This window comes from Yersinia sp. 22-579 (assembly GCF_030433455.1).
Taxonomy (GTDB): domain Bacteria; phylum Pseudomonadota; class Gammaproteobacteria; order Enterobacterales; family Enterobacteriaceae; genus Yersinia; species Yersinia enterocolitica.
Genome location: NZ_JAUJTZ010000007.1, coordinates 171,535 through 196,864, shown reverse-complemented (window position 1 = coordinate 196,864; position 25,330 = coordinate 171,535). Strand labels below are relative to the sequence as shown.

Sequence of the window (25,330 nt, the reverse complement as noted above, 5' to 3'; positions counted from 1 at the left end):
AGCAGTACCCAATGAAAAAAGCGATCCTACACACGCTGATAGCATCCACTCTGGCACTATTGTCACATCAAGCCTTTGCAGCGCAGGATGAAGTTAATTTGCGTATGTCATGGTGGGGCGGGAATGGTCGTCACCAGGTAACGTTGAAAGCATTAGAAGAATTCCATAAGCAGCATCCGAATATTAATGTTAAAGCAGAATACACCGGTTGGGATGGTCATTTATCTCGTCTGACAACACAGATTGCCGGTGGTACTGAGCCCGATGTTATGCAAACTAACTGGAACTGGTTGCCGATTTTCTCTAAAGACGGTACCGGATTCTATAATTTGTTTAGCGTAAAAGAACAATTAGATTTAGCGCAATTTGATCCGAAAGAACTGCAACAAACCACCGTTAATGGCAAGTTGAATGGTATTCCAATTTCAGTTACTGCTCGTATTTTCTATTTCAATGATGCGACCTGGGCTAAAGCTGGCTTAGAATATCCTAAAACTTGGGATGAGTTACTTGCAGCAGGTAAAGTATTTAAAGAAAAACTGGGTGACCAATATTATCCAGTGGTATTAGAGCATCAGGATACTTTAGCGTTAATCCGCTCTTATATGACACAAAAATATAACATTCCTACTATTGATGAAGCGAATAAGAAATTTGCTTATTCGCCTGAGCAGTGGGTTGAGTTCTTTACCATGTATAAAACCATGGTAGATAATCATGTTATGCCATCCACCAAATACTATGCTTCATTCGGCAAGAGCAATATGTATGAAATGAAGCCATGGATTAATGGTGAGTGGGCGGGTACTTATATGTGGAACTCAACCATAACCAAGTATTCCGATAACCTGACCAAACCTGCAAAATTGGTGCTTGGTCCATATCCGATGTTGCCAGGAGCAAAAGATGCCGGTTTATTCTTTAAACCAGCACAGATGCTTTCCATTGGTAAATCAACTAAATATCCACAAGAAAGTGCGATGTTAATCAACTTCTTACTTAACAGTAAAGAAGGAGTTGAAGCATTAGGCCTGGAGCGTGGCGTACCATTGAGTGCTACAGCGGTAACTCAATTGCGTGCCAGTGGTGTAATTAAAGATGAAGATCCTTCTGTTGCCGGTTTAAATATGGCTCTGGAATTGCCACATAAAATGACAACTTCACCATACTTTGATGACCCGCAAATTGTTTCACTGTTCGGTGATGCAATTCAATATATCGATTATGGCCAGAAGACCGTGCAAGAAACTGCAGAATACTTTAACAAACAAGGTGATCGTATTCTGAAACGCGCTATGCGTTAATAAATTAATTTAATTTAACTTAAGTATCTATTAAACCCTGCCATTAATTTGGCGGGGTTGTTTTGTTTTATAGCCATAAAATAATAACCAACTAGACAGACATCACAATTTAATATCAGTTTAAAAAAAGAATCATTAAGACAGATCTGGATCACATAAATATTTATAAATATAAATAGAATATGCATTCACAATAAATGAAACATCGTTTCTTTGTTGGTGGAATTGTTTTTCAGTCGTATGTTGATTTTTATAGATTTGTTAATGACTTTTGATTTAAATAACCATAACCCTGGGATTATATAAAAATGAAATTCAAATTACTGACTCTGGCAGTGGCATCTGTAATTAGCTTTAGTTCTGTTGCAACAACAATTGACTACCGGCACGAAATGAAAGATACAAGTAAATCTGATCACAAGGATCGTTTACTGATTTCCAACCGTTTTGCTAATGGCTTTGGTTTGTCATTAGAAGGTAAATGGGGCCAGCACAGCTCTGATACCACACCAAATAAACCTTTCAATGAACAAGTCAGTAATGGCACCGAAGTCGTTGCCAGCTATGTTTATCAGTTCAATAAAACATTCCAGTTGGAGCCTGGTTTCTCATTAGAGTCTTCTTCTGATTCTAATAACTACCGCCCTTACCTGCGCGGTAAAGTGTCCTTTACTGATGACTTCTCAACATCACTGCGTTATCGCCCATATTACAAGCGTAACCAGCCTGCTCAGACTAAAGCAACAGAGAAAGGCCACGAGTTCACCATGTTGTTTGCCTACAACTTCTTGAAAAACTATTCAGCAGAATATGAATTGAACTACAAGAAATCCGAAGACGAAATTCTGGCCAATAAAGAGAAAGAAGAGTGGAGTCATGACCTGAAAGTCGCTTACAAATGGGATAAAAACTGGAAGCCATATGTTGCCATCGGCAACGTTGCTGGCAGCAAAACCACTGATGAGCGTCAAACTCGTTACCGTGTAGGTGTGCAGTACAGCTTCTAAGTTCTGACCTTGTAATAGATGTGTTGTCGTTGGTGAACCTGTAGTTATTAGTACCCTCATCATTATTTGTTAATTATGCCCATACCCGTATTACTTTGGGGAAAAGCTGACTCCCGGTCACTTTTCCCCTTTTTTCGCCCTGTCTTTTTGTTAGTGTGATTGTAACGCTGCCACCTTCCAGATCTAACCCCACTATTTCAGCCCAAAGCCCGATGTTTACATTACAAAGCCTCAGGTTAAATGACTCTTCCTTAAACCACGTAAAATGAGACATTTAGTTACAGCGTAACGGCTATTCATGTCATTAAAAATCTCATATACTGGATAAATCAACAGCTACAGATTCGGAATTCAAGTATGACAGGGGAAGGACACCTTATTTTTTCTGTCGCCTGCGTTATTTTTGCCAAAAAAGTCGGCCTCACGCCTGAACTGGCACATGGCGATTGGTGGCATATTATCCCTGGCGCCCTGTTAACCTCCTTGCTGCCAGATATCGATCACCCCAAATCAATCCTTGGTCAGCGACTAAAGTGGATATCAACGCCTATAGCCAGGGCATTTGGCCATCGAGGGTTCACTCATAGCCTGTTGGCCGTCATTGGTGGTATCGCACTATTTCAAATGGATATTTCTCGTGATTGGATAATTCCCGCAGATGCATTCCACGCGATGATTGTTGGCTATTTCAGTCATCTGTTGGCCGATATGATTACACCCGCGGGTGTGCCGCTCTTATGGCCATGCCGTTGGCGTTTTACTATTCCATTATTGCGTCCACAAAAAGGTAATCAATTAGAACGCGTATTATGTGTTCTATTAGTTTGTTTTTCCGTCTATTGGCAAACTGATACCACGATCCCCCTGCTATCCTATATGGAACAATTGAAAAATTTTAGATTGTGATCACACTTTAATGGGTAAACAATCGTCAATTTGTATATGTTCCATACAAATCATGGCAAAAATTTATATAACATTCTTTTTGGATATAAGTAGCCCTTCTTAGGAACTGCTAACATACGCAGCTAATTGCACAGTTGACTGTGCCTGGCTCTATTCTGAACAAAAATAGAATTAGAATATGCGGCCAGTATTTAAAATAATAATTTGGAGATTTGGGGATGAACCTACCGCTTGTGATTAATGTGCTGTTATTTGTGGCACTGCTATTACTATTGGCACAAACCCGGCATAAACAATGGAGTCTGTCCAAGAAAGTCTTGGTAGGTCTGGGGCTGGGCGTACTCTTTGGTCTGGGCCTACAATGGGTCTATGGCGCAGACAATCCAGTACTAAAAGAGTCTATCACTTGGTTTAATATCGTGGGTAATGGCTATGTGCAATTACTACAAATGATTGTTATGCCGCTGGTATTTGCCTCTATCCTGAGCGCTGTCGCCAAACTGCACAACGCCGCATCTCTGGGTAAAATCAGTGTATTGACCATTGGTACCTTGCTTTTCACCACGTTAATCGCAGCACTGGTAGGTGTATTGGTCACCAACCTGTTTGGCTTAACTGCCGATGGCTTGGTACAAGGAACACAAGAATCAGCGCGTTTGAGTGCTATCGAAAGCAACTATCTTGGCAAAGTGACTGACCTGACCGTTCCTCAGTTAGTGCTGTCCTTTATCCCGAAAAATCCGTTTGCCGATTTGACTGGCGCTAGCCCAACCTCAATCATCAGTGTAGTTATCTTTGCTACATTCCTGGGAATAGCTTCCCTGCAATTACTGAAAGATGATGTAGCGAAAGGCCAGCGCGTGCTGGTGGCTATCGACACACTGCAAGCCTGGGTGATGAAACTCGTTCGTCTGGTGATGAAACTGACCCCTTACGGCGTATTGGCATTGATGACTAAAGTGGTTGCCGGTTCTAATATTCAAGACATCATCAAGCTGGGCAGCTTTGTTGTTGCTTCTTATCTTGGCCTGGCGATTATGTTTGTGGTACATGGCGTGCTGTTGTCTTTCACCGGCATCAACCCATTGAAATTTTTCCGTAAAGTATGGCCGGTACTGACGTTTGCCTTTACCAGCCGTTCCAGTGCTGCCAGTATCCCGCTGAATGTTGAAGCGCAAACCCGCCGTTTGGGTGTGCCTGAATCTATCGCCAGCTTCTCAGCCTCCTTCGGGGCGACTATCGGCCAAAATGGTTGTGCGGGGCTTTATCCTGCAATGCTCGCCGTCATGGTGGCACCCACTGTTGGGATTAACCCATTAGATCCAGTATGGATTGCAACACTGGTCGGTATTGTCACCATCAGTTCAGCCGGTGTTGCAGGTGTTGGCGGTGGCGCAACCTTCGCAGCGCTTATTGTATTACCTGCTCTGGGCTTACCGGTCACTCTGGTAGCTTTACTTATCTCTGTTGAACCATTGATTGATATGGGCCGTACAGCATTGAACGTCAGCGGTTCAATGACAGCCGGTACCATTACCAGTCAATTGATGAAGCAAACAGATAAAGACATTCTTAACAGTGATGATGATGGCGATTTAGCCCACCAATAAATACCACTCTTTGGCGTGGTATCGTTATTGAGCTCATTTTATTAATGTTAAAAAGCCAGTCATTTGCGACTAGCTTTGAGATTAATAACAAGGTGCCCGTAACGGCGAAAACAGGCAGATCGTAAAGACGCCGTAAATACGTCCTTGTAGGCTCGAGCCGCGCCTTCCCTGGCGCGGACGCTTTACTCTTCTACCTGCCTTCACCTTGCAAGATCGAGTTGTCGAAGTTTGTCAGCAGTCTGAAGCCAGTCATTTGCGACTGGCTTTTTATTTTTAAAGGATGTATCACCGGGACACCGCTTACATCTTGTGGCTTTAAGGATGAAGGGGGCGATATTTTTCGACTAATGCCAATGCAATAGCTTCCGTTTCTACATCCGGGATACCGCTGAAATCTTGCGCTCTGAAGTGCATCTGAAAGGCTTTGATAACTTGCCGGGTTTCATTATCCAACTCGCCGCTTTGTGGGATCTGATAACCGTAGCGCGCCAGCGTTTGCTGAATAATACTGACAGATGCCATGTCGTGCCTATTGCGCCCAGCAATATACTTTGTGACCGTCGCGTCATCTGGCCACGCTCCGATACCCTGTGTCGCTAAGCGTTTCCAGGGGAATAACGGGCCAGGGTCAGACTTTCTCAGCGGTGCTATATCACTATGAGCAACAACATTCGCTGGGTCGATATTATAACGCTCAACAATGTCCTTGGTTAGCCGCTCAATCAATTCAATCTGTGATTCGTTGTAGGGGTACCACTCTCTACGTAACATCCGCTCAGTGAAGCCCCTATTGACGATTTCAATACCTATAGAGGTATCGTTGAGGCTATTTCGCCCCTGCCAATAGCTGACGCCAGCATGCCATGCGCGCTGCGATTCAGGAACCAGTTGTAAAACAACAGGTTTGCCATCAAGGCTTTCAGGGTGTGTTTTTACCAAATAATGAGCACTAACATCTCCTTGAGTCAGCAATCTCAGTGATTCGGCATCATCTGTTGCAGTGTAGTGAAGCACCAAAAATCTCACCCGCTCATTTTGAGCTATGGAGGGAGTACTGGTATCGACTTTATATTCACCGCGGTCGATCAATTGATGCGGATTGTCACGATGGGAGCTACTACAGCCCGCCAACAACAGTAATAACCCAGTGCTTAATAACTTCCTCATTCCCTTTCTCCCTATAATTATGCTTAAGCACAGTTATAGTGAACCTACCGAATTAAATGAGCCATCAACAGTATATTTAAATAATAACTAATATCATCGGATAATACTCAAACACCTCGAGCAACTCATATGAACGTTAAACAACTTATCCATCAATAAAAACGGCTCCTGATAAGAGGAGCCGTTTGGGATGGGAAGGAATAAATAGTTATAATTAACAGCTGATTAAAAATATCCAATAATTATACAGTATTTACCCTAGTGGAAAGATCCCTCAGAAAGGATAATCGCGATAACCCATCTGCTCTGAAATATTGCGCGCCGCACGATGCAGAGATTTCACAATATCGCTTTTGCTGTCTTCAGAGAAACGCAATGTCGGATATGAGATACTCAAGCCTGCAATAACGACACCGAAACGATCGAAAACAGGTACAGCGATACAACGTAAACCTTCTTCTTGTTCTTCAACATCTTCGCCGAAGCCTTGCTCACGTACCTGGTCTAATACCGGCAACAGTGCTGCCGCGCTATCCAGAGTATGTTTGGTGCTACGGGTAAATTCGATATGAGACAAGATCTCTTCTACTTCACCACGGTCACGCCATGCCAGTAACACTTTACCAATGGCAGTACTGTGCAATGGATTACGACGACCAATACGGGAATGCATCCGTAGGTTATACATAGAATCGATTTTATGGATATAAACAATGCTGTCTTCATCCAATGCGCCCAAGTGAATAGTTTCACGAGTTTCATTGGATAATTCACGCATTTGTATATCTGCGCTACGGATCAAATCGACGTTTTGTAATGCTTTCGCCCCTAACTCAAATAACTTCAGAGTCAGGGAGTATTTCTCTGATTCGCCTTCCTGTGCAACATAGCCCAAGGATTTCATGGTCTGTAGGAAGCGGTACACTGTACTCTTAGGCATCATTACACGTTGAGAAAGTTCGGTAATACCTATTTCCCGTTCTTCACCCAATGCTTGTAAGATGCCAAAAACTTTCAGAACCGACGAAACAGAGTCGGGCTGTTTATCTAAATCTGCAATAGCCATTTTTTGGTTACCCTACTCAGTTTTCTGTGTTTCATAAAACAATTTGTTTTAAAAAAAATAGAACAGTGGTTTTATTATAAAGGGAAGTCGCGAGACTGTGCAATAAACCAATGTGAATAATCGGATAAAAGCCTTGCAGACAGCAAATTAGCCTCTTTCCATGAAAGAGGCTAGTGCAAAATTCAACTATTTCCAGACTGATTCAGGCAATGTGGCTAAATATAGTGCTGGTTTACCGTGAACATCAGAGGTAAAGAGGATTTGCTTATCATCGGGTGTAAAGGATGGATGTGGATGTGTCACCTGGCGGTCACCTTCAAACACCTTCCATGAGGTGTCGTGGCGAGCAACGCGATGCTGAGTGCCATTTTTCATATTGAAAACATACAGGAAAGGATCGTTTTCAATCTTATAACCGCTATCGTCTTGTACATCTACCGGCGCATCAGAACCATCACCTACCATCAACGAACCATCATAATTGCTCATCAGATGCGAACACGCAGGCATTGAGGTCAGTTGACGATTTTCCAATGTCTCTGGATCAGCACTATAAATGAAGCGATCCGGGCTACCTTTCAGGTAAGAAACATACACCAGTTCTGAACCATCTGGCACCCAGAATTCATGGGTGCAGCTTTCGCCTTCAGCATGGGTTTTCACCTTGCGCATATTCGTACCATCTTCATTGATTAGCCACATGCGGGCATCAACCAAGTCGTGTGGTCCTTCATGGCAAAATGCTACTGTGTTGTCATCATAAGGACGGTAAATTGGGTGACCGAGCCACTGATTTTCTTGCAAAATAACCGTAGATTCACCAGTTTTAAGATCAACACGCATCAAGCGACAGCAAGGTTTGGTGAAATAGAACTCATGGAACTTTTTCCAATCCGTCAACGGCACCCAATCTTCGCGTTTAATTTCAATACCGACCAATTTGGTGCAATCGGAATTTGCCACCCAAGTGCCGTAACCGACCCACTCGTCCGGTACCTGATAAACCACATTTTCTTCCAATGTGGCAAGGTCAACGCGCATCAAATTGCGGCCATCTTTAACATAGAACAGCGCATCGTCATCCGGAGACAAGAAACCACCAAAGGTATTGTCGCCGCGCCCTTCTGTCAGTTGTGTCGCCACCTGAGTGTTAAGATCCAGCAAGTAGTAGTTCCACGGGCCATCAAAAGCGCCGCCGAACAACAACTTACTACCATCACGGGTGAAACACTTTTGATAGAAATAGTTACGGTGGCAAGTCACATCAGGAGGCGTCAGCCGTGTCACTTGTGCACCGGTAGAGGCATCCTGATAAGTATGAAATGTCAGGGGGATTTGTTTACCTTTAGCCATCCGGAAAGTCCTTAAAATCATCAGAGAATTAAAATTTGCCCGCAGGAGAACCTGTTCGGCTAATACTATCTCACATTATAGAAACGATGTTTCATTTTTCCGTGATCGCGGTTCTATTTTTACTGATTTTAACAAATTACGGTCATTATCAGCTTGTTAATCAGGATTGGAAGGGAGTTTTTCGTCCAAGCTTTCTGTTGAGAACATACCTTGTCATAAAAATGGTCTTTTACAAATAACCCTAACCCTAAGGATGCATTCAAGCACAATAGTCGTTAGCATAGAAAGATTCACCTACCTTATTATTTCTACAGATAAAACCTATGACCCCAGCTGCCACCGATGGAATGCCGGTTCCACAGCGCTATGCCGCAGTAGTCGTTATTGCTTTAGGTATTATGATAGCGGTGCTGGACGGCACTATCGCCAATGTCGCATTACCGACCATTGCCCGTGACCTCAATGCCAGCCCCGCGACTTCCATTTGGGTAGTCAATGCCTATCAGTTGGCTATTACCGTATCTTTGCTTTCGATGGCATCACTGGGCGACATCATTGGTTATCGCCGGGTTTATCAGGCTGGTTTGCTGGTATTCAGTGTGACATCGCTGTTTTGCGCCCTGTCCGATTCCTTATGGACGCTGACTTTTGCGCGAGTGCTGCAAGGGTTAGGTGCCGCCGCCTTGATGAGTGTGAATACCGCCCTGATTCGAATTATTTATCCCAAAGCACAGTTAGGTCGCGGTATCGGTATTAATGCATTGATTGTGGCCGTCTCTGCCGCAGCCGGACCAACCATTGCAGCAGCCGTATTGTCAGTTGCATCCTGGCAGTGGCTATTTGCCATTAACGTGCCGATAGGTCTGGTTGCCTGGGGGCTGGGTATGAAATTCTTGCCAGCCAACAATATGAAAAGCAACGGTAACCGTTTTGATGTCACCAGTAGCATTATGAATGCGCTGACATTTGGTTTACTGATAACCGCCATCAGTGGTTTTGCTCAAGAGCAAAGCCCGACACTGATTGCCGCCGAAGTGATAGCATTACTGGTCATCGGCTTTTTCTTTGTACGCCGCCAACTCAGCCAACCCTTCCCATTATTGCCGGTCGATTTACTGCGCATTCCTATTTTTGCCTTGTCGATCGGAACATCCGTTTGCTCTTTTGCCGCCCAAATGCTGGCAATGGTTTCACTGCCCTTTTTCTTACAAACCGTCTTGGGTCGTGATGAAGTGGCCACCGGGTTGCTATTAACCCCGTGGCCACTCGCCACCATGGTGGTCGCCCCCATCGCTGGCCGATTAGTTGAGCGCTACCATGCAGGGTTACTGGGAGGGATTGGTTTAGCGGTGTTTGCCAGTGGGTTATTCCTGTTAGCCATCTTGCCTGCCAACCCCACAGATTTAGATATTATCTGGCGTATGGTGCTGTGTGGTGCGGGTTTCGGCCTATTTCAAGCGCCCAATAACCACACCATTATCTCTGCGGCTCCCCAACATCGCAGCGGCGGGGCCAGTGGTATGTTGGGCACCGCGCGCCTATTGGGGCAGACATCAGGCGCGGCATTGGTTGCCTTGATGTTTAATCTGTTTGCCACCAATGGAACGCATGCATCGCTGGTACTCGCGGGGTGTTTCGCCAGTATCGCGGCGCTGGTCAGCTTACTGCGGGTCAACCAAAAACGCGGTTAGCCTGAATAATTGATGGCCCTATTATCATTTAGGGTCATCAATTCGCCCTTCATCTTTGGCAATGCGAAGAATGGATTCCAGTAATGCCGAGTCACTAATAAAATCGATCAGGGTTGTCTCATCCCCACCTCTTTTAGCCCGACCTTTCATGTAACTGGTAATGACCTCCCACTCTTGATAAAGGCGCTTATCTCTTATCTGAAGATATCTTAACAAAGCGGCGAGAGTCACCGCTGAGGCGGGCACAGAGACTTTATCGTTAAGATATTTGTTGATGGTAGAGCGATTAGCCGCCATCAAATCAGCCAGCTCAGTTTCTTTCTGCAAACCAAGAGACTGGTAAGCTTGAACAAACGGTTTTACCCCATTATTTTCAGTCTTACCTAACCTGAGTTTTTTCAGTTTTTCTCTTAATCCGTCACTCATAGAAACACAATTCCGCAACAAAAGCCGTTAGTTATTGTACCTCTCAGAACCTCATCAGAGCAAACCGTTGTCAATAAAAGGCAAATTATTCTGTTAAAAATCAAAATAGAACATTAATAATAAATATAATTCATTTTAACTGTTTCTATTGGAAGCGTAATTTATTGCGTAAAGATATTGTTAAACGAGAAATAAGTCACAATTATTTGTTGCAAATAGATTTTTACCCACGTATTTTTTATTTTGGGAAACATATTTTGTGTCTAATGGAATCAAAAAATAAGTCTTAATTTGAGAGAAAACTTAAAGAATGAAATGTCATAAATTAGCATTTGTCATGATTTTGACTGCTATATCTACTCCATCGTCATACGCTGCCACTTATGAGCATAGCGCTGATCAAATCTCCATCACCAGTGTGAATGGTGGTGATGGTGATTTACAAACTGCTTTTGACCAAATCAACGGGGAAATTGGCGGACTCAGCAATGATGATTTCACTACCCAAGGCCGTCTTAATGCTTTAGAGCAGGCTCCAAAAGCTAAAGATGGTATCAATGGCACGGATGGACATGACGGCACCGATGACCACCACAATGATGCGGCAGTACAGCAAAATGCCAAAGCCCTTAGCAATGATGAGGCTCGGATAGGTAGCATGGAAACGCAGTCAAATCAGAATTTTGCTAATCTGAAAACAGAGGTAGATGACAACCGTGACCGCGCCGATGCCGGGATCGCAGGTGTTGCTGCCATGGCAAATATTCCGCAGGTGCAAGAATCTCAGCAATTCGCGCTGGGGGCCGGAATTGGGGGTTATGGTTCTGAACAAGCTTTGGCCATGGGTGCTTCTTTCCACGCCACGCAAAGCACCATTGTTAAACTGACCGTCAGTAATGATACTCAGCATAACTTTGGCTGGGGAGCGGGCGCATCCTATGGCTGGTAATGAGATGAAACTCAATATTATTATTTTCCTGCAAGCATGTTTGCTGGCAGCAGCAATATTTGTCGCTGCCTCGATAAATCAATTTTCTGACGTTATGAAAGTCGTCGGCTCATCCGTCGCCGTATTAAGTCACAATTGGGAAGCCCAAAAATGATCTATAAAACCCTACTCGCTGGTGTTATCGCTATCCTGTTGGCAGGTTGTAGCTCGCAGGCCGAGAGAATTGCCGCCTGTGAAGCGCAAGGTGTGTCTCGGGATGCTTGTTATATTAGCGAGCAAAACCGCACCAACACGATCAATGCCGCGGCTGAAACCCAGGCATTACAGAATGCGGCTCATGCTGTACAGTTCGCTCAGGCAGCCAAGAAGACGAGCCAACATTACAGCGGTTATGGCGTTGATGTTAAGCGCGACTCTTTAGGTATTGTCACTGTCGATGGGAAACCTGCGGCTTTGATTGAAGATGAACCCAAGGCGAAGGTCTACTCTCAAGGTTTATTGACCGTCATCTTCTATACGTCAGGTAAGGTTGCATTACTACGTGAGAACCAATTTGTTGGCTATTTAAAGAAAGCCTAGCGCAAAGCAAAACCCCGCCAGATAGCGGGGTTTTTATTTTATATCAATACCGGTTATTTCAGGTATTCACCAGAACGCAAAGCTTCAATACGTTTGTCCAACGGTGGGTGGGACATAAACAGCTCGCTGAATGATTTGGATTTGCCGTTAATACAGAAAGCCATCATGCTACCGGCTTCCTGGGGTTCATAGCTGGTTTTCAGCCGCTGCAATGCAGCAATCATCTTCTCACGCCCAACTAATCTTGCTGAACCAGCGTCGGCATGGAATTCACGATGACGCGAGAACCACATGGTAATAATGCTCGCAAGAATACCGAACACCAGCTCCAATACCATTGAAACCGCAAAGTAAACCATCGGGTTACCTGAACTGCTCCCTTCATTATCACGATCACCCGACAAGAAGCCAGCAGCAACCTGCGCAATCAAACGTGAAATGAAGATAACGAAGGTATTCACAATACCTTGAATCAAGGTCATGGTGACCATATCACCATTCGCCACATGGCTAATTTCATGGGCAATAACTGCCTCTGCTTCATCACGGCTCATGTTCTGCAACAAACCAGTACTGACAGCGACCAATGAAGCATCACGACGGGCACCGGTCGCGAAAGCATTTATATCCGGAGCCTGATAAATAGCCACTTGCGGCATGGCAATGCCTGCCTGCTGAGACTGGCGACGTACTGTGTCCAATAACCAGCGCTCAGTTTCATTACGGGGTTGTTCAATAACTTCACCACCCACGGAACGAAGAGCCATCCATTTGGACATCAGCAACGAAACAAATGCGCCGCCGAAACCAAACAGACCGGCCATAATCATCAGCCCCTGCACACTGCTGGACTGAATACCTGTCAGGCTAAGCACCAACCCGAACACCAACATGACAGCCAGGTTGGTGAGTAGGAATAGAGCGATACGCATCATAAAAATTTATTTCCTTATTCTGTTAAGTGACGACCGTATTGAATCGACATTTTATTAAATCAACATCGTATTAAGCCAAAATTGACATGATGACTTAGCCAAATAACTACTGAGATATGCTGATCGTATGGGCATCTGATAAATTTTCAAGGCTTGTTAAGTTCTAAGAGAGGAAATCAACATAACTTTACAAATTTGGATACTTTTTATTACATGTTGAGCTATTTTTTCGCCAATTCTACTGAAGTGGCGTAGAAAAAAAGTAAAAAAAATCCGGGCTCTAAGAACCCGGATTATGCATACATTCACAGATTATTTTGCGGCTGTTGCTGTCGCAGCAGGCACTGTCGGTTGAGATTCAACCTGTGGCTGCGCTTTTTCTTTATGAGCTAAATCCAATGCAATATGCACGGTTTCATCCAGATAAGGGTCCGGCTCCTGATAGTCTTTTGGCAAATCTTCCAATGACTTCAGTGGCTTCTTACCTTCACGTTTAAAGCGCTCATTTAAGCGATTCAGACGTGTGGCATCATCATCATGGTTCTCTTTTTCACGCTGAGCGTAATTAAGAGAGACAATGTTCTTCTTATCTTTCAGAGCCTTATAACGCTCAATATCTTGCTGAATATGTTGAAACTCAGGATCAGCGGCGATACGAGCGGCATGTGTTTTGAGTAACTCAGGCTCCAGCGGTTTCAACTCACCCACTTTGGTGTAACTGGCAGCATTGATGCTGTCCCAAGGTAAGGCATTATCTTCGAAACTTTCACCGGTTTCTGCCGGATCAACCCCCGTCGGCATCACAATATCTGGTGTAACCCCTTTACGCTGAGTACTGCCACCATCTACCCGATAGAATTTCTGGATAGTGTATTGCAATGAACCCAATGCCGGCCATTCAGGGCGCAACATCTGATCGTAGATACGATTTAACGAACGGTATTGCTGCACAGTACCTTTACCGAAGGTTGGCTCACCGACAATTAAGGCCCGGCCATAATCTTGCATTGCCGCAGCAAAAATCTCGGATGCAGAGGCGCTGTAGCGGTCAACTAATACCACCAGCGGGCCTTTGTAATACACCACGCCGTCAGTATCACTGTCTTCGCGTACTTTACCGTTGTTATCCCGCACCTGAACCACTGGGCCACTTGGGATAAACAAACCAGATAAAGAAACCGCTTCAGTCAGTGCTCCACCACCATTGCTACGTAAATCAATGATAATACTGCTGACATTCTGTTTTTCCAGTTTCTGCAACTGCACCTTGACGTCTTCGGTCAGGCCAACGTAGAAACCAGGAATATCCAGTACCCCGACACGTTCTTTGCCAATGGTTTTCACCGACATTTTCACCGCGCGGTCTTCCAGACGAATACGTTCACGCGTCAACGTCACGGTGCGAGGTTTCGTCCCTTTACCGGCGGGTAAAATTTCTAACCGCACTTTACTGCCCTTCGGCCCTTTAATCAGCGCGACCACATCGTCAAGACGCCAGCCGATAACATCCACCATCGGTTTGCCCGTTTGACCAACGCCGATCACCCGATCACCCACCGCGATAGTTTTACTTTTCGCTGCCGGGCCACCTGGAACCATGGAGTTGATTAATGTGTAATCATCATCCATTTGCAGAACGGCACCGATACCTTCCAGAGACAAACTCATTTCGGTATTGAACTGCTCGGTATTACGTGGGGACAAATAATTGGTATGAGGGTCAATTTCGTGGGCAAACGCATTCATAATCAGCTGGAAGACGTCTTCGCTATTACTTTGCGTCAAACGCTTAATGGCCGCCTGATAGCGCTTCGTCAGCGTCTCTTTGATTTCTTTGTCCGTTTTACCGGTTAATTTCAAATTGAGCTGATCGTATTTAACTTTTGCGTCCCAAAGCTTGTTCAGCTCAGCTTCGCTAGTCGGCCAAGGCGCTTTGCTGCGATCAATATCAATAGTGTCATTACCGGTAAAGTCCATTGGCCGGTTCAACACTGACAGTGCATATTGATAGCGCTCAAAACGGCGTTTTTGCGCCAAATTGAATAACGCATACGGCGTATCTAATTGGCCGGATTTTAATTCATCGTCCAGCGAATGTTTTTTATCCGCGAACTTTGCCACATCTGATGCCAACAACACGTTGTGGCTGTAATCCAGCATGTTGAGGTAGCGATCAAATATTTTGGCGGAAAACTGATCATCCAATGCAAATTGGCGATAGTGAGAGCGAGTGAAGCGCGATGTTACGCGCTCACTCACGGTTGCATGCTCTGGTTCCTGGTGCAATTGAGGAAGTTGGTCGATGCGATACGTTGTGGTATCAGCAGCGTAACTTGCCCCCGCCAGTAACAAGCCTGCGATTGCTGTTAGTCTGACAAATTTGTTCATGCCTAGGTTGGCCTCCGTATCAGAACTGCAAGTGTTCTGCGCGCACAATCATCGCCAGACCGGAAGACAGCTGCACCCGTACGCCATCTTTAGCGATTTCTAATACGGTTGCGTCCATCGCGCTCTTGCCTGCTCTGACTTTGATTTCTTGACCAATTTGCAGTTTAGAGATATCTGTGACCGGCACAGGGCGTGGCTGGTTTTCCTCGGCCTGTGGACGAGGTGGCCGAGCTTGTTTTTGATTAGCCTGCTGAGGGCGAGGTGACTGACGAGGCTTGCGGTTTTCCACAGCAGCACCCGCTTCACGACGCGGCGCAGGTTTTTTACCTGCCGGACGTGGGCGACGTGGCTCTGGGGTTTCACCCGCAGCAATGGCAGCTTCGCGCTTCTTAGCTTGTTGTTCAGCACGTTGTGCTTGAACACGGGCTTTCGCCTCTTCCAGCTGTTTGCGGGCATGTTCTACATGTTGCTCTTCCAGCACACCACAAGGGTTGCCGTCCAAATCAACACGTTCAGCACCGACTTTGACCCCATAAAGATAACGCCAGCTTGAGGTGTAGAGACGCAGCGCAGAACGCAATTGCGTTTTGCTTAAATTCTCTTCCCCCTGAACACGTTCGACCAGATCTTGAAAAATACCGATCTTCAGTGGACGTGCTTCGCCTTCGGCGGTGAAACAAAGCGGGAACCGCTCAGCCAAAAAGGCTATGACTTCTTTACTACTGTTCAACTTAGGTTGATTTTCCATGAAATTTCCTGATTACAACGGGTTTGCCAACCAGCGCAGGCATGAACAGGCGTCATTATAATGACGCCATCAGCAATTGCCACGTTATCCGTATATCAACTTGCAGCTTGTGTGACATATTTTGCACTGTCACAAAGCTCTAGATGCTCGCAAAGCCCCGCCACGACTGAGATTAAGCCTAATTCGTCGTCTTTATCAAAGCGATCATAAACAATGCTGTCGATATCCAAAACGCCGATAACTTTTCCCTGAACTGTGATTGGCAGCACAATTTCAGCATTACTGGCGGCATCACAAGCGATATGTCCGGGGAATGCATGCACATCACCGACCCGCTGAACGCGATTTTCTGCCACCGCAGTTCCACACACCCCCTTCCCGACAGGAATGCGCACACAGGCGATTTTTCCTTGGAAAGGTCCTAACACCAATTGATTGCCATCGAGCAAATAAAAACCCGCCCAATTCAAACCGTCAAGGCGCTCATAAATTAAAGCGCTGGCGTTAGCCAATGTGGCGATGAAATTAGTTTCACCTGCAATCAGAGCACTCAAGTCACGTTTTAATTCCGCGTAGAATTCTGCTTTTTTCATGTAATGACCGTTAGAAACCTAAGAATAGCCAGAGGCAATTGTTGCGCGTAGCTTATATAAAATAATCATTAATTGCGCGTTGCTACAAGGTTATTCGGCGCTTACCCTGCAAAAGAGTTGCCGACATCGGGAGTTTGGCCCTTTTTGCCCCTTGTTTTGAGTGATTGCTCTGCTACCATCCGCACTATTATTTACTGTTTACTATTTGCTGTTTACTGTTTACTAATTACAGACCGCTGTCGGTGTCAGGGTGCTTAATAGATGAAAATACATGCCATTCAGCGCCCACTGTCCACCTCCCGGGTTCAGCGATGCTGTCAATGTGATGCGCTGTTTACCTTGCCGCCACTCAATGGCAGGCAAACCGCCTATTGCCCGCGTTGCAGCGCAAAAATTGCCAGTGGGCGAGATTGGTCACTGACCCGTCTGACCGCCATTGCTGTCGCTATGCTATTACTGATGCCATTTGCGTTTACCGAACCGCTGATTACTATCCGTTTGCTCGGCACCCGAATTGATGCCAGTTTGCTGGAAGGGATCTGGCAAATGAGTCGTCAGGGCCATCCAATCACCGCCAGTATGGTGGCGTTTTGCATTCTGGGTGCACCGATTACCCTAACCGTTTCAATACTCTATCTCCGAATTGGCAGCCGAATTGGTATGAACCTGCGGCCAATCTTATTGATGCTGGAACGATTGAAAGAGTGGGTGATGCTGGATATCTATCTTATCGGCATGGCGGTGGCCTGTATTAAAGTCAAAGAATACGCCGATGTAATGGCCGGAACCGGATTAATAGCTTATCTGACGTTAACATTACTAAGTATTCTGGCGCTGGTGCATCTTAATCTGGAACAACTGTGGGAGCGTTTTTACCCGCAAGAGCAGCCCCCCGGCCCCAGAGAAACGCTGCGCGTCTGTTTATCCTGTCATTATACCGGGCACCCTGATGCCCTCGGCCGCTGCCCACGTTGCCACATCCCTTTACGCCATCGCCGCCGTCACAGCATCCAAAAAACCTGGGCGGCGTTAATTGCTTCTATCGTGTTGCTGCTGCCCGCCAATCTATTGCCGATATCAATTGTTTATGCCAACGGCACGCGCATGGAGGATACTATTTTCTCCGGTGTGGTTTCTCTCGCTTCATCTGGTAATCTGCCGATAGCCGCCGTGGTGTTTATCGCCAGTGTGCTGGTGCCTTTTACTAAAATCATTGTCTTAATAACATTACTGATGAGTATTCATCTAAAGACACAGCACAGCTTGAAAACTCGAATGCGGTTGCTGCGCCTAATGACCTGGATTGGCCGCTGGTCAATGCTGGATCTCTTTGTTATTGCACTAATGATGTCGCTGATTAATCGCGATCAGCTCCTTTCCTTTACTATGGGGCCAGCAGCCTTCTATTTTGGGTCTGCGGTCATTTTGACTATCCTTGCTGTTGAATGGCTGGATAGCCGATTGATTTGGGATGCACATGCAACAGGAAACGCCGAGTACACCGACTGAGGCACAGATTAAACATAAACGCCGGATATCGCCTTTCTGGTTGCTGCCTTTTATTGCCCTGCTGATTGCGGGGTGGCTGGTTTATAACAACTGGCAAGAACGTGGCACGGAAGTCACTATCGATTTCCAGTCTGCGGCCGGGATTGTGGCGGGGCGTACGCCTATTCGCTACCAAGGTGTCGAAGTCGGGATGGTGCAATCCATTAGTCTGGATGATGATCTGCGTAATATTAAAGTCACCGCCAGCATCAAAAATGACATGGAAGACTCGTTGCGTGAAGGAACTCAATTTTGGTTGGTGACGCCAAAAGCGTCATTGGCTGGGGTTTCTGGGCTGGATGCCTTAGTCGGTGGTAACTATATCGGCATGATGCCCGGTGAAGGCAAACCGCAAAGTCACTTCACCGCGCTGGATACCCAACCTAAATTCCGCCTCAATACCGGTGAGTTAATGGTGCATCTCCATGCGCCAGATCTGGGTTCGCTGAATAACGGTTCACTGGTGTATTACCGTAAAATTCCGGTGGGAAAAGTCTACGATTACAACATTGCACCTGATAATAACGGCGTAGTCATTGATGTGCTGATTGACCGGCGCTTTGCCAAATTGGTCAAAAATGACACTCGTTTCTGGAATGTATCTGGTTTTAAAGGCGATTTCAGTCTCAATGGCGCGTCCGTACAAATGGAAAGTCTGGCCGCGTTGGTCAATGGAGCCATCGCTTTTGACTCCCCGCCCAATAGCCAGAACGCCAAGCCAGACCAGCCTTTCCAGCTTTATCCTGATTTGGCACACAGCCAGCGCGGTGTCGCCATCACACTGGATTTACCCAGCGGCAGCAGCTTGAGTGAGGGACGTACTCCGCTGATTTATCAGGGGTTACAAGTTGGCACTCTGACTAAAATGACACTCCAGCCGGAGGGTAAAGTGACCGGCGAACTGACGATTGACCCGTCTGTAGTCAATTTGATGCGTACCGGTACGCGTATTGAAATGAACAGCCCACGCATCAGCCTGAGTGATGCCAAACTGAGTGAACTTTTAACCGGAAATACATTGGAACTCATTCCCGGTGAGGGTGAACCGCAGCAGCGTTTCACCGTGCTGCCCAGCAGTAAAAGCTTGTTACAACAACCTAATGTCCTCGAATTGCAGTTAACCGCGCCAGAAAGCTACGGCATTGATGTGGGCCAGCCTATCTCCCTGCATGGCATTAAAATTGGTCAGATATTAACGCGGGAACTGTCAGCCAATGGCGTCAGTTTTACTGCAGCAATTGAAGCGAAATACCGTAATTTAGTACACAAAGACAGCAAGTTTGTGGTTAACAGCCGCCTTGATGTCAAACTCGGTATCGATGGTATTGATGTACAAGGTGCCAGTGCTCAGGAGTGGATTGATGGCGGTATTCTGATTCTGCCAGGCAGCAAAGGTGATCCACTCGGTAAGTATCCGCTGTACAGCAGCATAGATAAAGCGACCGACGGCATTTTAGGCAATAGCCCGGCAACCACCCTCACCTTAACCGCCACCAGCCTGCCTGATGTGCAGACCGGTTCAGTGGTGTTGTATCGCAAGTTCCAGGTGGGTGAAATTACTCAGATCAGGCCGAAAGCCAACGAGTTCGAAGTGGATGTTTATATTCAACCGGAATATCGCAAGCTACTCACTGATAAGAGTATCTTCTGGGCCGAAGGCGGGGCAAAAGTGCAATTGAACGGGAGTGGCCTGACGGTGCAAGCTTCTCCGCTGAATCGCGCATTAAAAGGTGCTATCAGCTTTGATAATCTTGAAGGCGTTACGCTGGATAAAGGCGCAAAACGGACACTTTATGCTAACGAAACTGCGGCACGCGCGGTCGGTAGCCAGATTATCTTGCGCACCTTTGATGCCAGCAAACTTGCCGCCGGCATGCCAATTCGTTATCTGGGTATCAATATCGGTCAGGTTGAATCGCTGAAACTCGCCCCAGAGCGTAATGAAGTGCTCGCCAAAGCCGTACTTTACCCCGAATATGTGCAGAGTTTTGCTCGCGCGGGTACCCGCTTCTCGATTGTTTCGCCAGAAATCTCTGCCGCCGGGGTTAATAACCTGGATACCCTGTTCCAGCCCTATATAAATGTAGAGCCGGGTAAAGGTGGCACCTTGCGCACTTTTGAGCTGCAAACCGCCACTATTACGGATTCGCGCTATCTTGATGGCCTGAGCATTATCCTCGATACCGCAGAGGCGGGGTCATTGCAGGTGGGAACACCGGTTCTGTTCCGTGGGCTGGAAGTGGGGACAGTGACCGGATTTAATCTGGGGGCAATGTCTGATCGGGTACAGGTTTCCCTGCGTATCAGTCAGAAATACCAACAATTAGTCCGGCAAAACAGCGTCTTCTGGCTGGCATCAGGCTATAACCTTGAATTTGGCCTGACCGGCGGAGTGGTGAAAAGTGGCACCTTCCAGCAGTTTATTCGCGGTGGCATTGCTTTCGCCACACCGCCAACTACCCCATTGGCACCGAAAGCCAGTGTGAATCAACATTTCCTGCTTAACCCGCAAGAGCCTAAAGACTGGCGCAACTGGGGAACGGCGATACCGCACTTCTAGTTTGCTGGCCTATCAGGGCGGTAACGTTACGCCGCCCTGATAGTCATCACCACACACATCCAACACACATTGGCGCAACCAACGATGCGCCGGATCAGCCTCCATTCGTGGGTGCCAGAGCATAGAAATCATGATAACCGGTGAGGTTATCGGCAGAGAAAAGCTGAACATCCCGCTGCGCAGGTTTCGGGTATGACGTTCAGGAACCGTGGCAACCAAGTCTGATCCCTTCACTAATGCCAACGCGGTCGAGATTCCGTCAACATAAGTCACTGCGTTTCGTTCCAGACCCACTAATTGTAAAGCATCATCAACTGGCCCTTTATGGCCCTGACGCCGTGAAATCATAATATGGCCCTGGCTAGCATAGCGTTCGGGTGATATCTCCCCTTGGCTCAATGAATGCCCCGCCCTGACAACAGCAATAAAGCGATCGCGAAATAACCCGCGCGTGCGCAATTCAGGGCTGGCCGAAGAGCCCACGACACCGGTTTCCAGATCGACAATGCCATCACGCAGCAATGCACTGTCTTTGTCCATTTTCTGCATAAAGCGTAACCGCACCCCCGCAGCATCTTGGTTAACTCGCGCCAACAGCGTCGCACCAAAATTTTCCACAAAACCGTCACTGGTACGCAATGTGAAAATACGCGTCAGCTGTGCAAGATTGAGTTTCTCCGCCGGGCGCAGCACCGATGTTGCGCCCTCAACTAATTGGCTGACCTGCTCACGCAGTTCAAGCGCCCTTGGCGTGGGAACCAACACCCGCCCCGCCCTAACCAATAAAGGATCACCGGTGGTTTGGCGTAATCTCGCCAGCGCACGGCTCATTGCCGATGGACTTAGTCCCAATCGCTGGGCGGCACGCACCACACTGCCTTCTGTCAGCAGAACATTGAGAGTAAGGAGTAAATTGAGATCAGGTTTTGTCATTCAGTGACTCTAGCACAACCGGTGATAACATGGCGTTGAATGCAGTAATAAACTGCATTCAGTGCGTCTTCCGCCCTGTTATGTAATGGAATAGCCTCTGACTAAGTCTTATTTGGAGCTATTCCCACATGAAAGCCAATACCCACAATATAAACTCACTCAAAGTCGAAGATACCAACCTGCGAAAAACAGTGCTCAGCCTCTCCCTGCCGATGCTGCTTTCGTCATTAGCCACCAGCATTGCCAATGTAGGGTTGCCCACATTAACGCAGGCTTTAAATGCCTCATTTCAGGATGCGCAATGGGTGGTATTAGCCTACTTGTTGGCGATAACCACATCGGCCATCAGTATTGGGCGCATGGGCGATATCATTGACAAGCGCCTGTTGCTAAAAGCCGGAATTGGATTATTCACCGTCGCATCAGTGGGTTGTGCATTGGCACCCACGATGGGGATACTGATTGCCGCCCGAGTCTTACAAGGGTTAGGTGCTGCCGCCATGATGACACTGACATTAGCATTGGTAGGTGAAACGGTTAACCCAGAAAAAACCGGGCGAGTTATGGGTATGCTCGGCACCGTCTCCGCCCTCGGTACCGCACTTGGTCCCTCTCTCGGCGGCATACTCATTGCCGGGTTTGGCTGGCCTGCCATGTTCTTAATTAATATCCCTTTGGGACTGTTGGCCCTGCTACTGATATCGCGTTACTTGCCCTGTAATCGGACTGCATTCACTCAACCGCAATCTGGTTTTGACCCCATCGGGATGCTGCTGTTAGGCCTAACTCTGGCGCTGTATGCGCTATCGATGACATGGGGACATGGCAGGTTCGATGCACGTAATTTAGCGTTATTAGCAGCTGCGGCCATCGGTGTCTGGCTATTTAGTCGGGCAGAAAAAAGGGCGAAATTCCCCTTAATTCAAACCGCTATGTTGCGCCATTCAGTACTGCGCGGCAGTTTAATCATGAGCACATTGGTCACTACCATCATGATGTCCACATTGATTGTTGGGCCATTTTATCTTTCACGGGCGCTGGGCTTGCCAGCACAATGGGTTGGCTTAGCGATGTCTGCTGGCCCGATAGTCGCGGCGCTAGGAGGTATTCCGGCGGGCTATGCGGTGGATAAATTAGGTGCTCAAATAATGGTCACCGGCGGATTGGTCGGCGTCACGTTTGGCGCCACAATATTGGCGATCATCCCCACAGGCTGGGGGGCGCTGGGCTATGTTCTCCCGGTTTGCCTGATTACGGCTGGTTATGCCATTTTCCAGACGGCTAACAATACGCTAATGATTCAATCTGTGAGTGCCAATCAACGGGGTGTCGTTTCCGGCATGCTTAACCTGTCACGCAACCTTGGGCTTATCACTGGCGCATCGGTTATGGGGGCTATTTTTGCCTTCGCGTCGACCGCTCAAAATATTCAACTGGCAGCTACGACGGATATTATCCAGGGAATGCAATTGACTTACGGCGTTGCAGCACTATTAGCCACAATAGCGCTGGGGATTTCTGTCATCCACTTAAGAAACAAATCTAATCAATAAATATCCCCCTCTCCATAGATATTACGAGTTTATGACTCTGCTGAAAGGATTCACATTAAGAATTAGAACCATAAAACATCAATTCATCTTGAATGTAGGGGTTAAACGAGCTCTGTCATTTTTCAAGAAAAATACCCAATAAATGATAGATATGAGATGGATGAGTAATTTTTTGATTAATATTGAACACTTTTTGCATCTTGCTGCTATTAATTAATTATCTAGATTTTTTAATGATTAGTGTCGAAAACATCAGTTGCGCTACGTTATTGGCGCAACTCAATTCTAGATTACCTGGCTGCAAATTTTATGATTAAGGAAGAAATAATGAAGAAACCCTTACTTATTCTAGGTGCAATGGTTTTATTACAAGCAGCTCCGTCAGTAGAAAGTGCTGGCACAGTAACCGGAACGCTAGGTGCGACATTAACCATTATTACGGGGTGTTATATCAACGACGGGACGAACGCTGGTGGGATAACCAATTTAGGCACTATAAACTTCGGTACCGTCTCGACCTTAAATACCCGAATCAGACAGGCGTACAGCAGCACAGCTAATGGCGCGTTAAATTTATACTGTAGTGCAGGTACTACCTACAATATCGGAATAGATAATGGTGCACATGCTTTACTTGCCCAGCGCCGCCTGGCAGGTGGGACGACAGAGTTTGTAAATTATAATTTGTATAAAGACAATGGCTATTCTCAGGCTTGGGGTGCGACAGGCTCTGATCAACTGACTGGCACTGCGGTCGCGATTAGTACCGCCATCCCACTCACCATTTATGGTGAAGTTCCGACACAAACAACACCCAGTGTTAGTACCTATGCCGATACCGTCAACGTGACGGTCAGTTGGTAACAGGTATGGCTCTGGGTATCACGCCAGATAATTTACGGATAAATACCGATAAAACAGTGCTGTTAGGGTTCATTTTCTCACTGTTATTACTGCAAATTTATCCAGCTTATGCCGTCTCGAAAACGGCCAATATCACGGTTAATGCGACGTTATTGCCTACCTGCATTGCAGGTACGACGACAGCGGGGGCGACCACCTTTGGTACCTTGAATTTTGGCTCAGTCACTGTGCTGAACCGCCCGATAAGCGTTATCGGTCAAGCCAACAGTGGAGCAATTTCCGTGCAATGCAGCAAAAACACCAGTTTTACCGTATTACTCAGCGCCGGGCAGAGTGGGAGCGTCAGCAGCCGCTATTTAGTCGGAGGGCCGACAAATCAGCATGTCAATTACAACCTGTATACCGACGCCGCACATAGCCATATTTGGGACAATACCGTCGGGATTTCTCAAGTTGCCAGCGGGCAGCCCGTCACCCTCCCCGTCTATGGGCTAATTCCGATACAGAGCACACCCTCGGTGGGCATTTATACCGATACCATTCAAGTCACGGTCAATTGGTAGGGGGAAGCAAGATGACGCTTAACAGTTTCTATCCCACCTTCATGACATTACTGGTCTTTAGCCTGCTGGGTTTGCCTATGACAAGCAGTTATGGGGAAACGCTAAATCGCGCCTTTACCGTTAATGCCACCATATTGCCGGGCTGCATTTTAGGCAGTGGCAACACCGATAGCAGCAGCTTTGGTGCGCTGAATTTTGGCAATGTCTCTTCACTGTCAACGGCCATCAATATCGTTTCCAGTCAAAATGCCGGTTCAATCATTATTCAATGCAGTGGTACGCCAAGCATCACTCTGGCGTTAAATAGTGGTGCAAATACCACTGGGAATATTGCCACTGGCAGGCGATTACTCAACAGCGCAACCGGTGAATATCTGTTTTATCAAGTATTTCAAGATAGCGCTCGCAGTGTTATTTGGGGCAATGGCAGTAACGGCGGCACTGCGCAGGTCATTACTGCAAATAGCACGCTACAGCAGATCGTTTTATATGCGCAATTGTTTGCCAGTAGCTCATTCCCCACTGCGGGGAATTACACCGATACGCTATTAGTGACCGTCACTTATTAAATTACTTTTTATTTTGTG

23 protein-coding genes are annotated in these 25,330 nt (G+C 46.6%); 14 read left to right on the top strand and 9 right to left on the bottom strand.

From position 1 onward, the window contains the following. Positions 1-11: 11 nt before the first annotated feature. From QSV56_RS10795 to QSV56_RS10780, 4 genes are all read left to right on the top strand, one after another. Entirely contained in the window at positions 12-1,304 is a 1,293-nt protein-coding gene (locus tag QSV56_RS10795; RefSeq protein ID WP_019079274.1) for an ABC transporter substrate-binding protein, read from the top strand. 308 nt (positions 1,305-1,612) lie between these two features. Beyond that, positions 1,613-2,311, top strand: a complete 699-nt coding sequence (locus QSV56_RS10790) for an oligogalacturonate-specific porin KdgM family protein (RefSeq protein ID WP_005161701.1) — start codon at positions 1,613-1,615, stop codon at positions 2,309-2,311. A gap of 357 nt (positions 2,312-2,668) precedes the next feature. After that, entirely contained in the window at positions 2,669-3,217 is a 549-nt protein-coding gene (locus QSV56_RS10785) for a metal-dependent hydrolase (RefSeq protein ID WP_005170172.1), read from the top strand. A gap of 218 nt (positions 3,218-3,435) precedes the next feature. Next, entirely contained in the window at positions 3,436-4,827 is a 1,392-nt protein-coding gene (locus QSV56_RS10780) for an L-cystine transporter (RefSeq protein ID WP_046050999.1), read from the top strand. A gap of 315 nt (positions 4,828-5,142) precedes the next feature. Here QSV56_RS10780 and QSV56_RS10775 read toward each other — a convergent pair whose 3' ends face one another. The 3 genes from QSV56_RS10775 to ogl form a co-directional block, all read right to left on the bottom strand. After that, a complete protein-coding gene (locus tag QSV56_RS10775) occupies positions 5,143-5,994 on the bottom strand; it encodes an N-acetylmuramoyl-L-alanine amidase (RefSeq protein WP_046695051.1) in 852 nt (283 codons plus the stop codon). 274 nt (positions 5,995-6,268) lie between these two features. After that, positions 6,269-7,060 carry a DNA-binding transcriptional regulator KdgR gene (kdgR, locus tag QSV56_RS10770; protein ID WP_005164952.1) on the bottom strand — a complete coding sequence of 264 codons (792 nt, stop codon included), beginning with the start codon at positions 7,058-7,060 and terminating at the stop codon, positions 6,269-6,271. Positions 7,061-7,246: 186 nt separating this feature from the next. Continuing rightward, a complete protein-coding gene (ogl, locus tag QSV56_RS10765; protein WP_019079271.1) occupies positions 7,247-8,413 on the bottom strand; it encodes an oligogalacturonate lyase in 1,167 nt (388 codons plus the stop codon). A 323-nt stretch (positions 8,414-8,736) separates the two neighbouring features. On the opposite strand from ogl, the gene QSV56_RS10760 reads away from it, so the two are divergent. After that, positions 8,737-10,104 carry an MFS transporter gene (locus QSV56_RS10760; RefSeq protein WP_046695052.1) on the top strand — a complete coding sequence of 456 codons (1,368 nt, stop codon included), beginning with the start codon at positions 8,737-8,739 and terminating at the stop codon, positions 10,102-10,104. Between the two features lie 24 nt (positions 10,105-10,128). On the opposite strand, the gene QSV56_RS10755 is transcribed toward QSV56_RS10760, so the two are convergent. Beyond that, on the bottom strand, positions 10,129-10,530 hold the full coding sequence (locus QSV56_RS10755) for a hypothetical protein (RefSeq protein ID WP_046051002.1): 402 nt from the start codon (positions 10,528-10,530) through the stop codon (positions 10,129-10,131). Between the two features lie 310 nt (positions 10,531-10,840). Between QSV56_RS10755 and QSV56_RS10750 the strand changes: the two genes are divergently transcribed. Genes QSV56_RS10750 through QSV56_RS10740 form a run of 3 tightly spaced genes read left to right on the top strand, consistent with a single transcriptional unit; the run spans position 10,841 to position 12,058 of the window. Next, positions 10,841-11,479: a YadA C-terminal domain-containing protein gene (locus QSV56_RS10750; protein ID WP_301212313.1), complete on the top strand. Its 639-nt coding sequence runs from the start codon at positions 10,841-10,843 to the stop codon at positions 11,477-11,479. After that, positions 11,469-11,633 carry a hypothetical protein gene (locus QSV56_RS10745; protein WP_019083017.1) on the top strand — a complete coding sequence of 55 codons (165 nt, stop codon included), beginning with the start codon at positions 11,469-11,471 and terminating at the stop codon, positions 11,631-11,633. Before QSV56_RS10750 ends, QSV56_RS10745 begins: the two co-directional genes overlap by 11 nt. Continuing rightward, the gene (locus tag QSV56_RS10740; RefSeq protein ID WP_046051004.1) at positions 11,630-12,058 is read left to right on the top strand and encodes a hypothetical protein; all 429 of its coding nucleotides are present in this window, start codon (positions 11,630-11,632) and stop codon (positions 12,056-12,058) included. Before QSV56_RS10745 ends, QSV56_RS10740 begins: the two co-directional genes overlap by 4 nt. A gap of 53 nt (positions 12,059-12,111) precedes the next feature. Here QSV56_RS10740 and htpX read toward each other — a convergent pair whose 3' ends face one another. The 4 genes from htpX to QSV56_RS10720 all read right to left on the bottom strand — a co-directional run bounded on the left by htpX (position 12,112) and on the right by QSV56_RS10720 (position 16,722). Further along, positions 12,112-12,993 carry a protease HtpX gene (gene htpX / locus QSV56_RS10735; protein ID WP_019079266.1) on the bottom strand — a complete coding sequence of 294 codons (882 nt, stop codon included), beginning with the start codon at positions 12,991-12,993 and terminating at the stop codon, positions 12,112-12,114. A 312-nt stretch (positions 12,994-13,305) separates the two neighbouring features. Beyond that, positions 13,306-15,381: a carboxy terminal-processing peptidase gene (gene prc, locus QSV56_RS10730; protein ID WP_046695055.1), complete on the bottom strand. Its 2,076-nt coding sequence runs from the start codon at positions 15,379-15,381 to the stop codon at positions 13,306-13,308. Between the two features lie 19 nt (positions 15,382-15,400). Further along, a complete protein-coding gene (gene proQ, locus QSV56_RS10725) occupies positions 15,401-16,129 on the bottom strand; it encodes an RNA chaperone ProQ (RefSeq protein ID WP_004875959.1) in 729 nt (242 codons plus the stop codon). A 95-nt stretch (positions 16,130-16,224) separates the two neighbouring features. Continuing rightward, positions 16,225-16,722 carry a GAF domain-containing protein gene (locus tag QSV56_RS10720; protein ID WP_005164942.1) on the bottom strand — a complete coding sequence of 166 codons (498 nt, stop codon included), beginning with the start codon at positions 16,720-16,722 and terminating at the stop codon, positions 16,225-16,227. Positions 16,723-16,983: 261 nt separating this feature from the next. Here QSV56_RS10720 and yebS point away from each other — a divergent pair, with 261 nt between their 5' ends. Together yebS and QSV56_RS10710 are read left to right on the top strand one after the other, a co-directional pair. Beyond that, a complete protein-coding gene (yebS, locus tag QSV56_RS10715; RefSeq protein WP_019083015.1) occupies positions 16,984-18,231 on the top strand; it encodes a membrane integrity lipid transport subunit YebS in 1,248 nt (415 codons plus the stop codon). Next, on the top strand, positions 18,200-20,830 hold the full coding sequence (locus QSV56_RS10710; RefSeq protein WP_019079263.1) for a PqiB family protein: 2,631 nt from the start codon (positions 18,200-18,202) through the stop codon (positions 20,828-20,830). The genes yebS and QSV56_RS10710 overlap by 32 nt, the downstream gene beginning before the upstream one ends. A 12-nt stretch (positions 20,831-20,842) precedes the next feature. Here QSV56_RS10710 and QSV56_RS10705 read toward each other — a convergent pair whose 3' ends face one another. After that, positions 20,843-21,763 carry a LysR family transcriptional regulator gene (locus QSV56_RS10705; protein WP_046051007.1) on the bottom strand — a complete coding sequence of 307 codons (921 nt, stop codon included), beginning with the start codon at positions 21,761-21,763 and terminating at the stop codon, positions 20,843-20,845. A 128-nt stretch (positions 21,764-21,891) separates the two neighbouring features. Here QSV56_RS10705 and QSV56_RS10700 point away from each other — a divergent pair, with 128 nt between their 5' ends. The 4 genes from QSV56_RS10700 to QSV56_RS10685 all read left to right on the top strand — a co-directional run bounded on the left by QSV56_RS10700 (position 21,892) and on the right by QSV56_RS10685 (position 25,312). Continuing rightward, positions 21,892-23,316, top strand: a complete 1,425-nt coding sequence (locus tag QSV56_RS10700) for an MFS transporter (RefSeq protein WP_301212312.1) — start codon at positions 21,892-21,894, stop codon at positions 23,314-23,316. Between the two features lie 327 nt (positions 23,317-23,643). Continuing rightward, entirely contained in the window at positions 23,644-24,180 is a 537-nt protein-coding gene (locus tag QSV56_RS10695; RefSeq protein ID WP_019079260.1) for a spore coat U domain-containing protein, read from the top strand. A 5-nt stretch (positions 24,181-24,185) separates the two neighbouring features. After that, entirely contained in the window at positions 24,186-24,743 is a 558-nt protein-coding gene (locus tag QSV56_RS10690) for a spore coat U domain-containing protein (RefSeq protein WP_019079259.1), read from the top strand. Positions 24,744-24,754: 11 nt separating this feature from the next. Beyond that, entirely contained in the window at positions 24,755-25,312 is a 558-nt protein-coding gene (locus tag QSV56_RS10685; RefSeq protein WP_050121740.1) for a spore coat U domain-containing protein, read from the top strand. Positions 25,313-25,330 lie beyond the last annotated feature (18 nt).

Excerpts from the sequence above, each read along its gene's own strand:
- QSV56_RS10700 (WP_301212312.1), top strand. The coding sequence starts at position 21,892 with ATGAAAGCCAATACCCACAATATAAACTCACTCAAAGTCGAAGATACC.
- htpX (WP_019079266.1), bottom strand. The coding sequence starts at position 12,993 with ATGATGCGTATCGCTCTATTCCTACTCACCAACCTGGCTGTCATGTTG.
- prc (WP_046695055.1), bottom strand. The coding sequence starts at position 15,381 with ATGAACAAATTTGTCAGACTAACAGCAATCGCAGGCTTGTTACTGGCG.
- QSV56_RS10790 (WP_005161701.1), top strand. The coding sequence starts at position 1,613 with ATGAAATTCAAATTACTGACTCTGGCAGTGGCATCTGTAATTAGCTTT.
- QSV56_RS10710 (WP_019079263.1), top strand. The coding sequence starts at position 18,200 with ATGCAACAGGAAACGCCGAGTACACCGACTGAGGCACAGATTAAACAT.
- QSV56_RS10705 (WP_046051007.1), bottom strand. The coding sequence starts at position 21,763 with ATGACAAAACCTGATCTCAATTTACTCCTTACTCTCAATGTTCTGCTG.
- QSV56_RS10740 (WP_046051004.1), top strand. The coding sequence starts at position 11,630 with ATGATCTATAAAACCCTACTCGCTGGTGTTATCGCTATCCTGTTGGCA.
- QSV56_RS10760 (WP_046695052.1), top strand. The coding sequence starts at position 8,737 with ATGACCCCAGCTGCCACCGATGGAATGCCGGTTCCACAGCGCTATGCC.
- QSV56_RS10690 (WP_019079259.1), top strand. The coding sequence starts at position 24,186 with ATGGCTCTGGGTATCACGCCAGATAATTTACGGATAAATACCGATAAA.
- ogl (WP_019079271.1), bottom strand. The coding sequence starts at position 8,413 with ATGGCTAAAGGTAAACAAATCCCCCTGACATTTCATACTTATCAGGAT.
- proQ (WP_004875959.1), bottom strand. The coding sequence starts at position 16,129 with ATGGAAAATCAACCTAAGTTGAACAGTAGTAAAGAAGTCATAGCCTTT.
- QSV56_RS10775 (WP_046695051.1), bottom strand. The coding sequence starts at position 5,994 with ATGAGGAAGTTATTAAGCACTGGGTTATTACTGTTGTTGGCGGGCTGT.
- QSV56_RS10785 (WP_005170172.1), top strand. The coding sequence starts at position 2,669 with ATGACAGGGGAAGGACACCTTATTTTTTCTGTCGCCTGCGTTATTTTT.
- yebS (WP_019083015.1), top strand. The coding sequence starts at position 16,984 with ATGAAAATACATGCCATTCAGCGCCCACTGTCCACCTCCCGGGTTCAG.
- QSV56_RS10695 (WP_019079260.1), top strand. The coding sequence starts at position 23,644 with ATGAAGAAACCCTTACTTATTCTAGGTGCAATGGTTTTATTACAAGCA.
- QSV56_RS10745 (WP_019083017.1), top strand. The coding sequence starts at position 11,469 with ATGGCTGGTAATGAGATGAAACTCAATATTATTATTTTCCTGCAAGCA.
- QSV56_RS10780 (WP_046050999.1), top strand. The coding sequence starts at position 3,436 with ATGAACCTACCGCTTGTGATTAATGTGCTGTTATTTGTGGCACTGCTA.
- QSV56_RS10755 (WP_046051002.1), bottom strand. The coding sequence starts at position 10,530 with ATGAGTGACGGATTAAGAGAAAAACTGAAAAAACTCAGGTTAGGTAAG.
- kdgR (WP_005164952.1), bottom strand. The coding sequence starts at position 7,060 with ATGGCTATTGCAGATTTAGATAAACAGCCCGACTCTGTTTCGTCGGTT.
- QSV56_RS10685 (WP_050121740.1), top strand. The coding sequence starts at position 24,755 with ATGACGCTTAACAGTTTCTATCCCACCTTCATGACATTACTGGTCTTT.
- QSV56_RS10795 (WP_019079274.1), top strand. The coding sequence starts at position 12 with ATGAAAAAAGCGATCCTACACACGCTGATAGCATCCACTCTGGCACTA.
- QSV56_RS10720 (WP_005164942.1), bottom strand. The coding sequence starts at position 16,722 with ATGAAAAAAGCAGAATTCTACGCGGAATTAAAACGTGACTTGAGTGCT.
- QSV56_RS10750 (WP_301212313.1), top strand. The coding sequence starts at position 10,841 with ATGAAATGTCATAAATTAGCATTTGTCATGATTTTGACTGCTATATCT.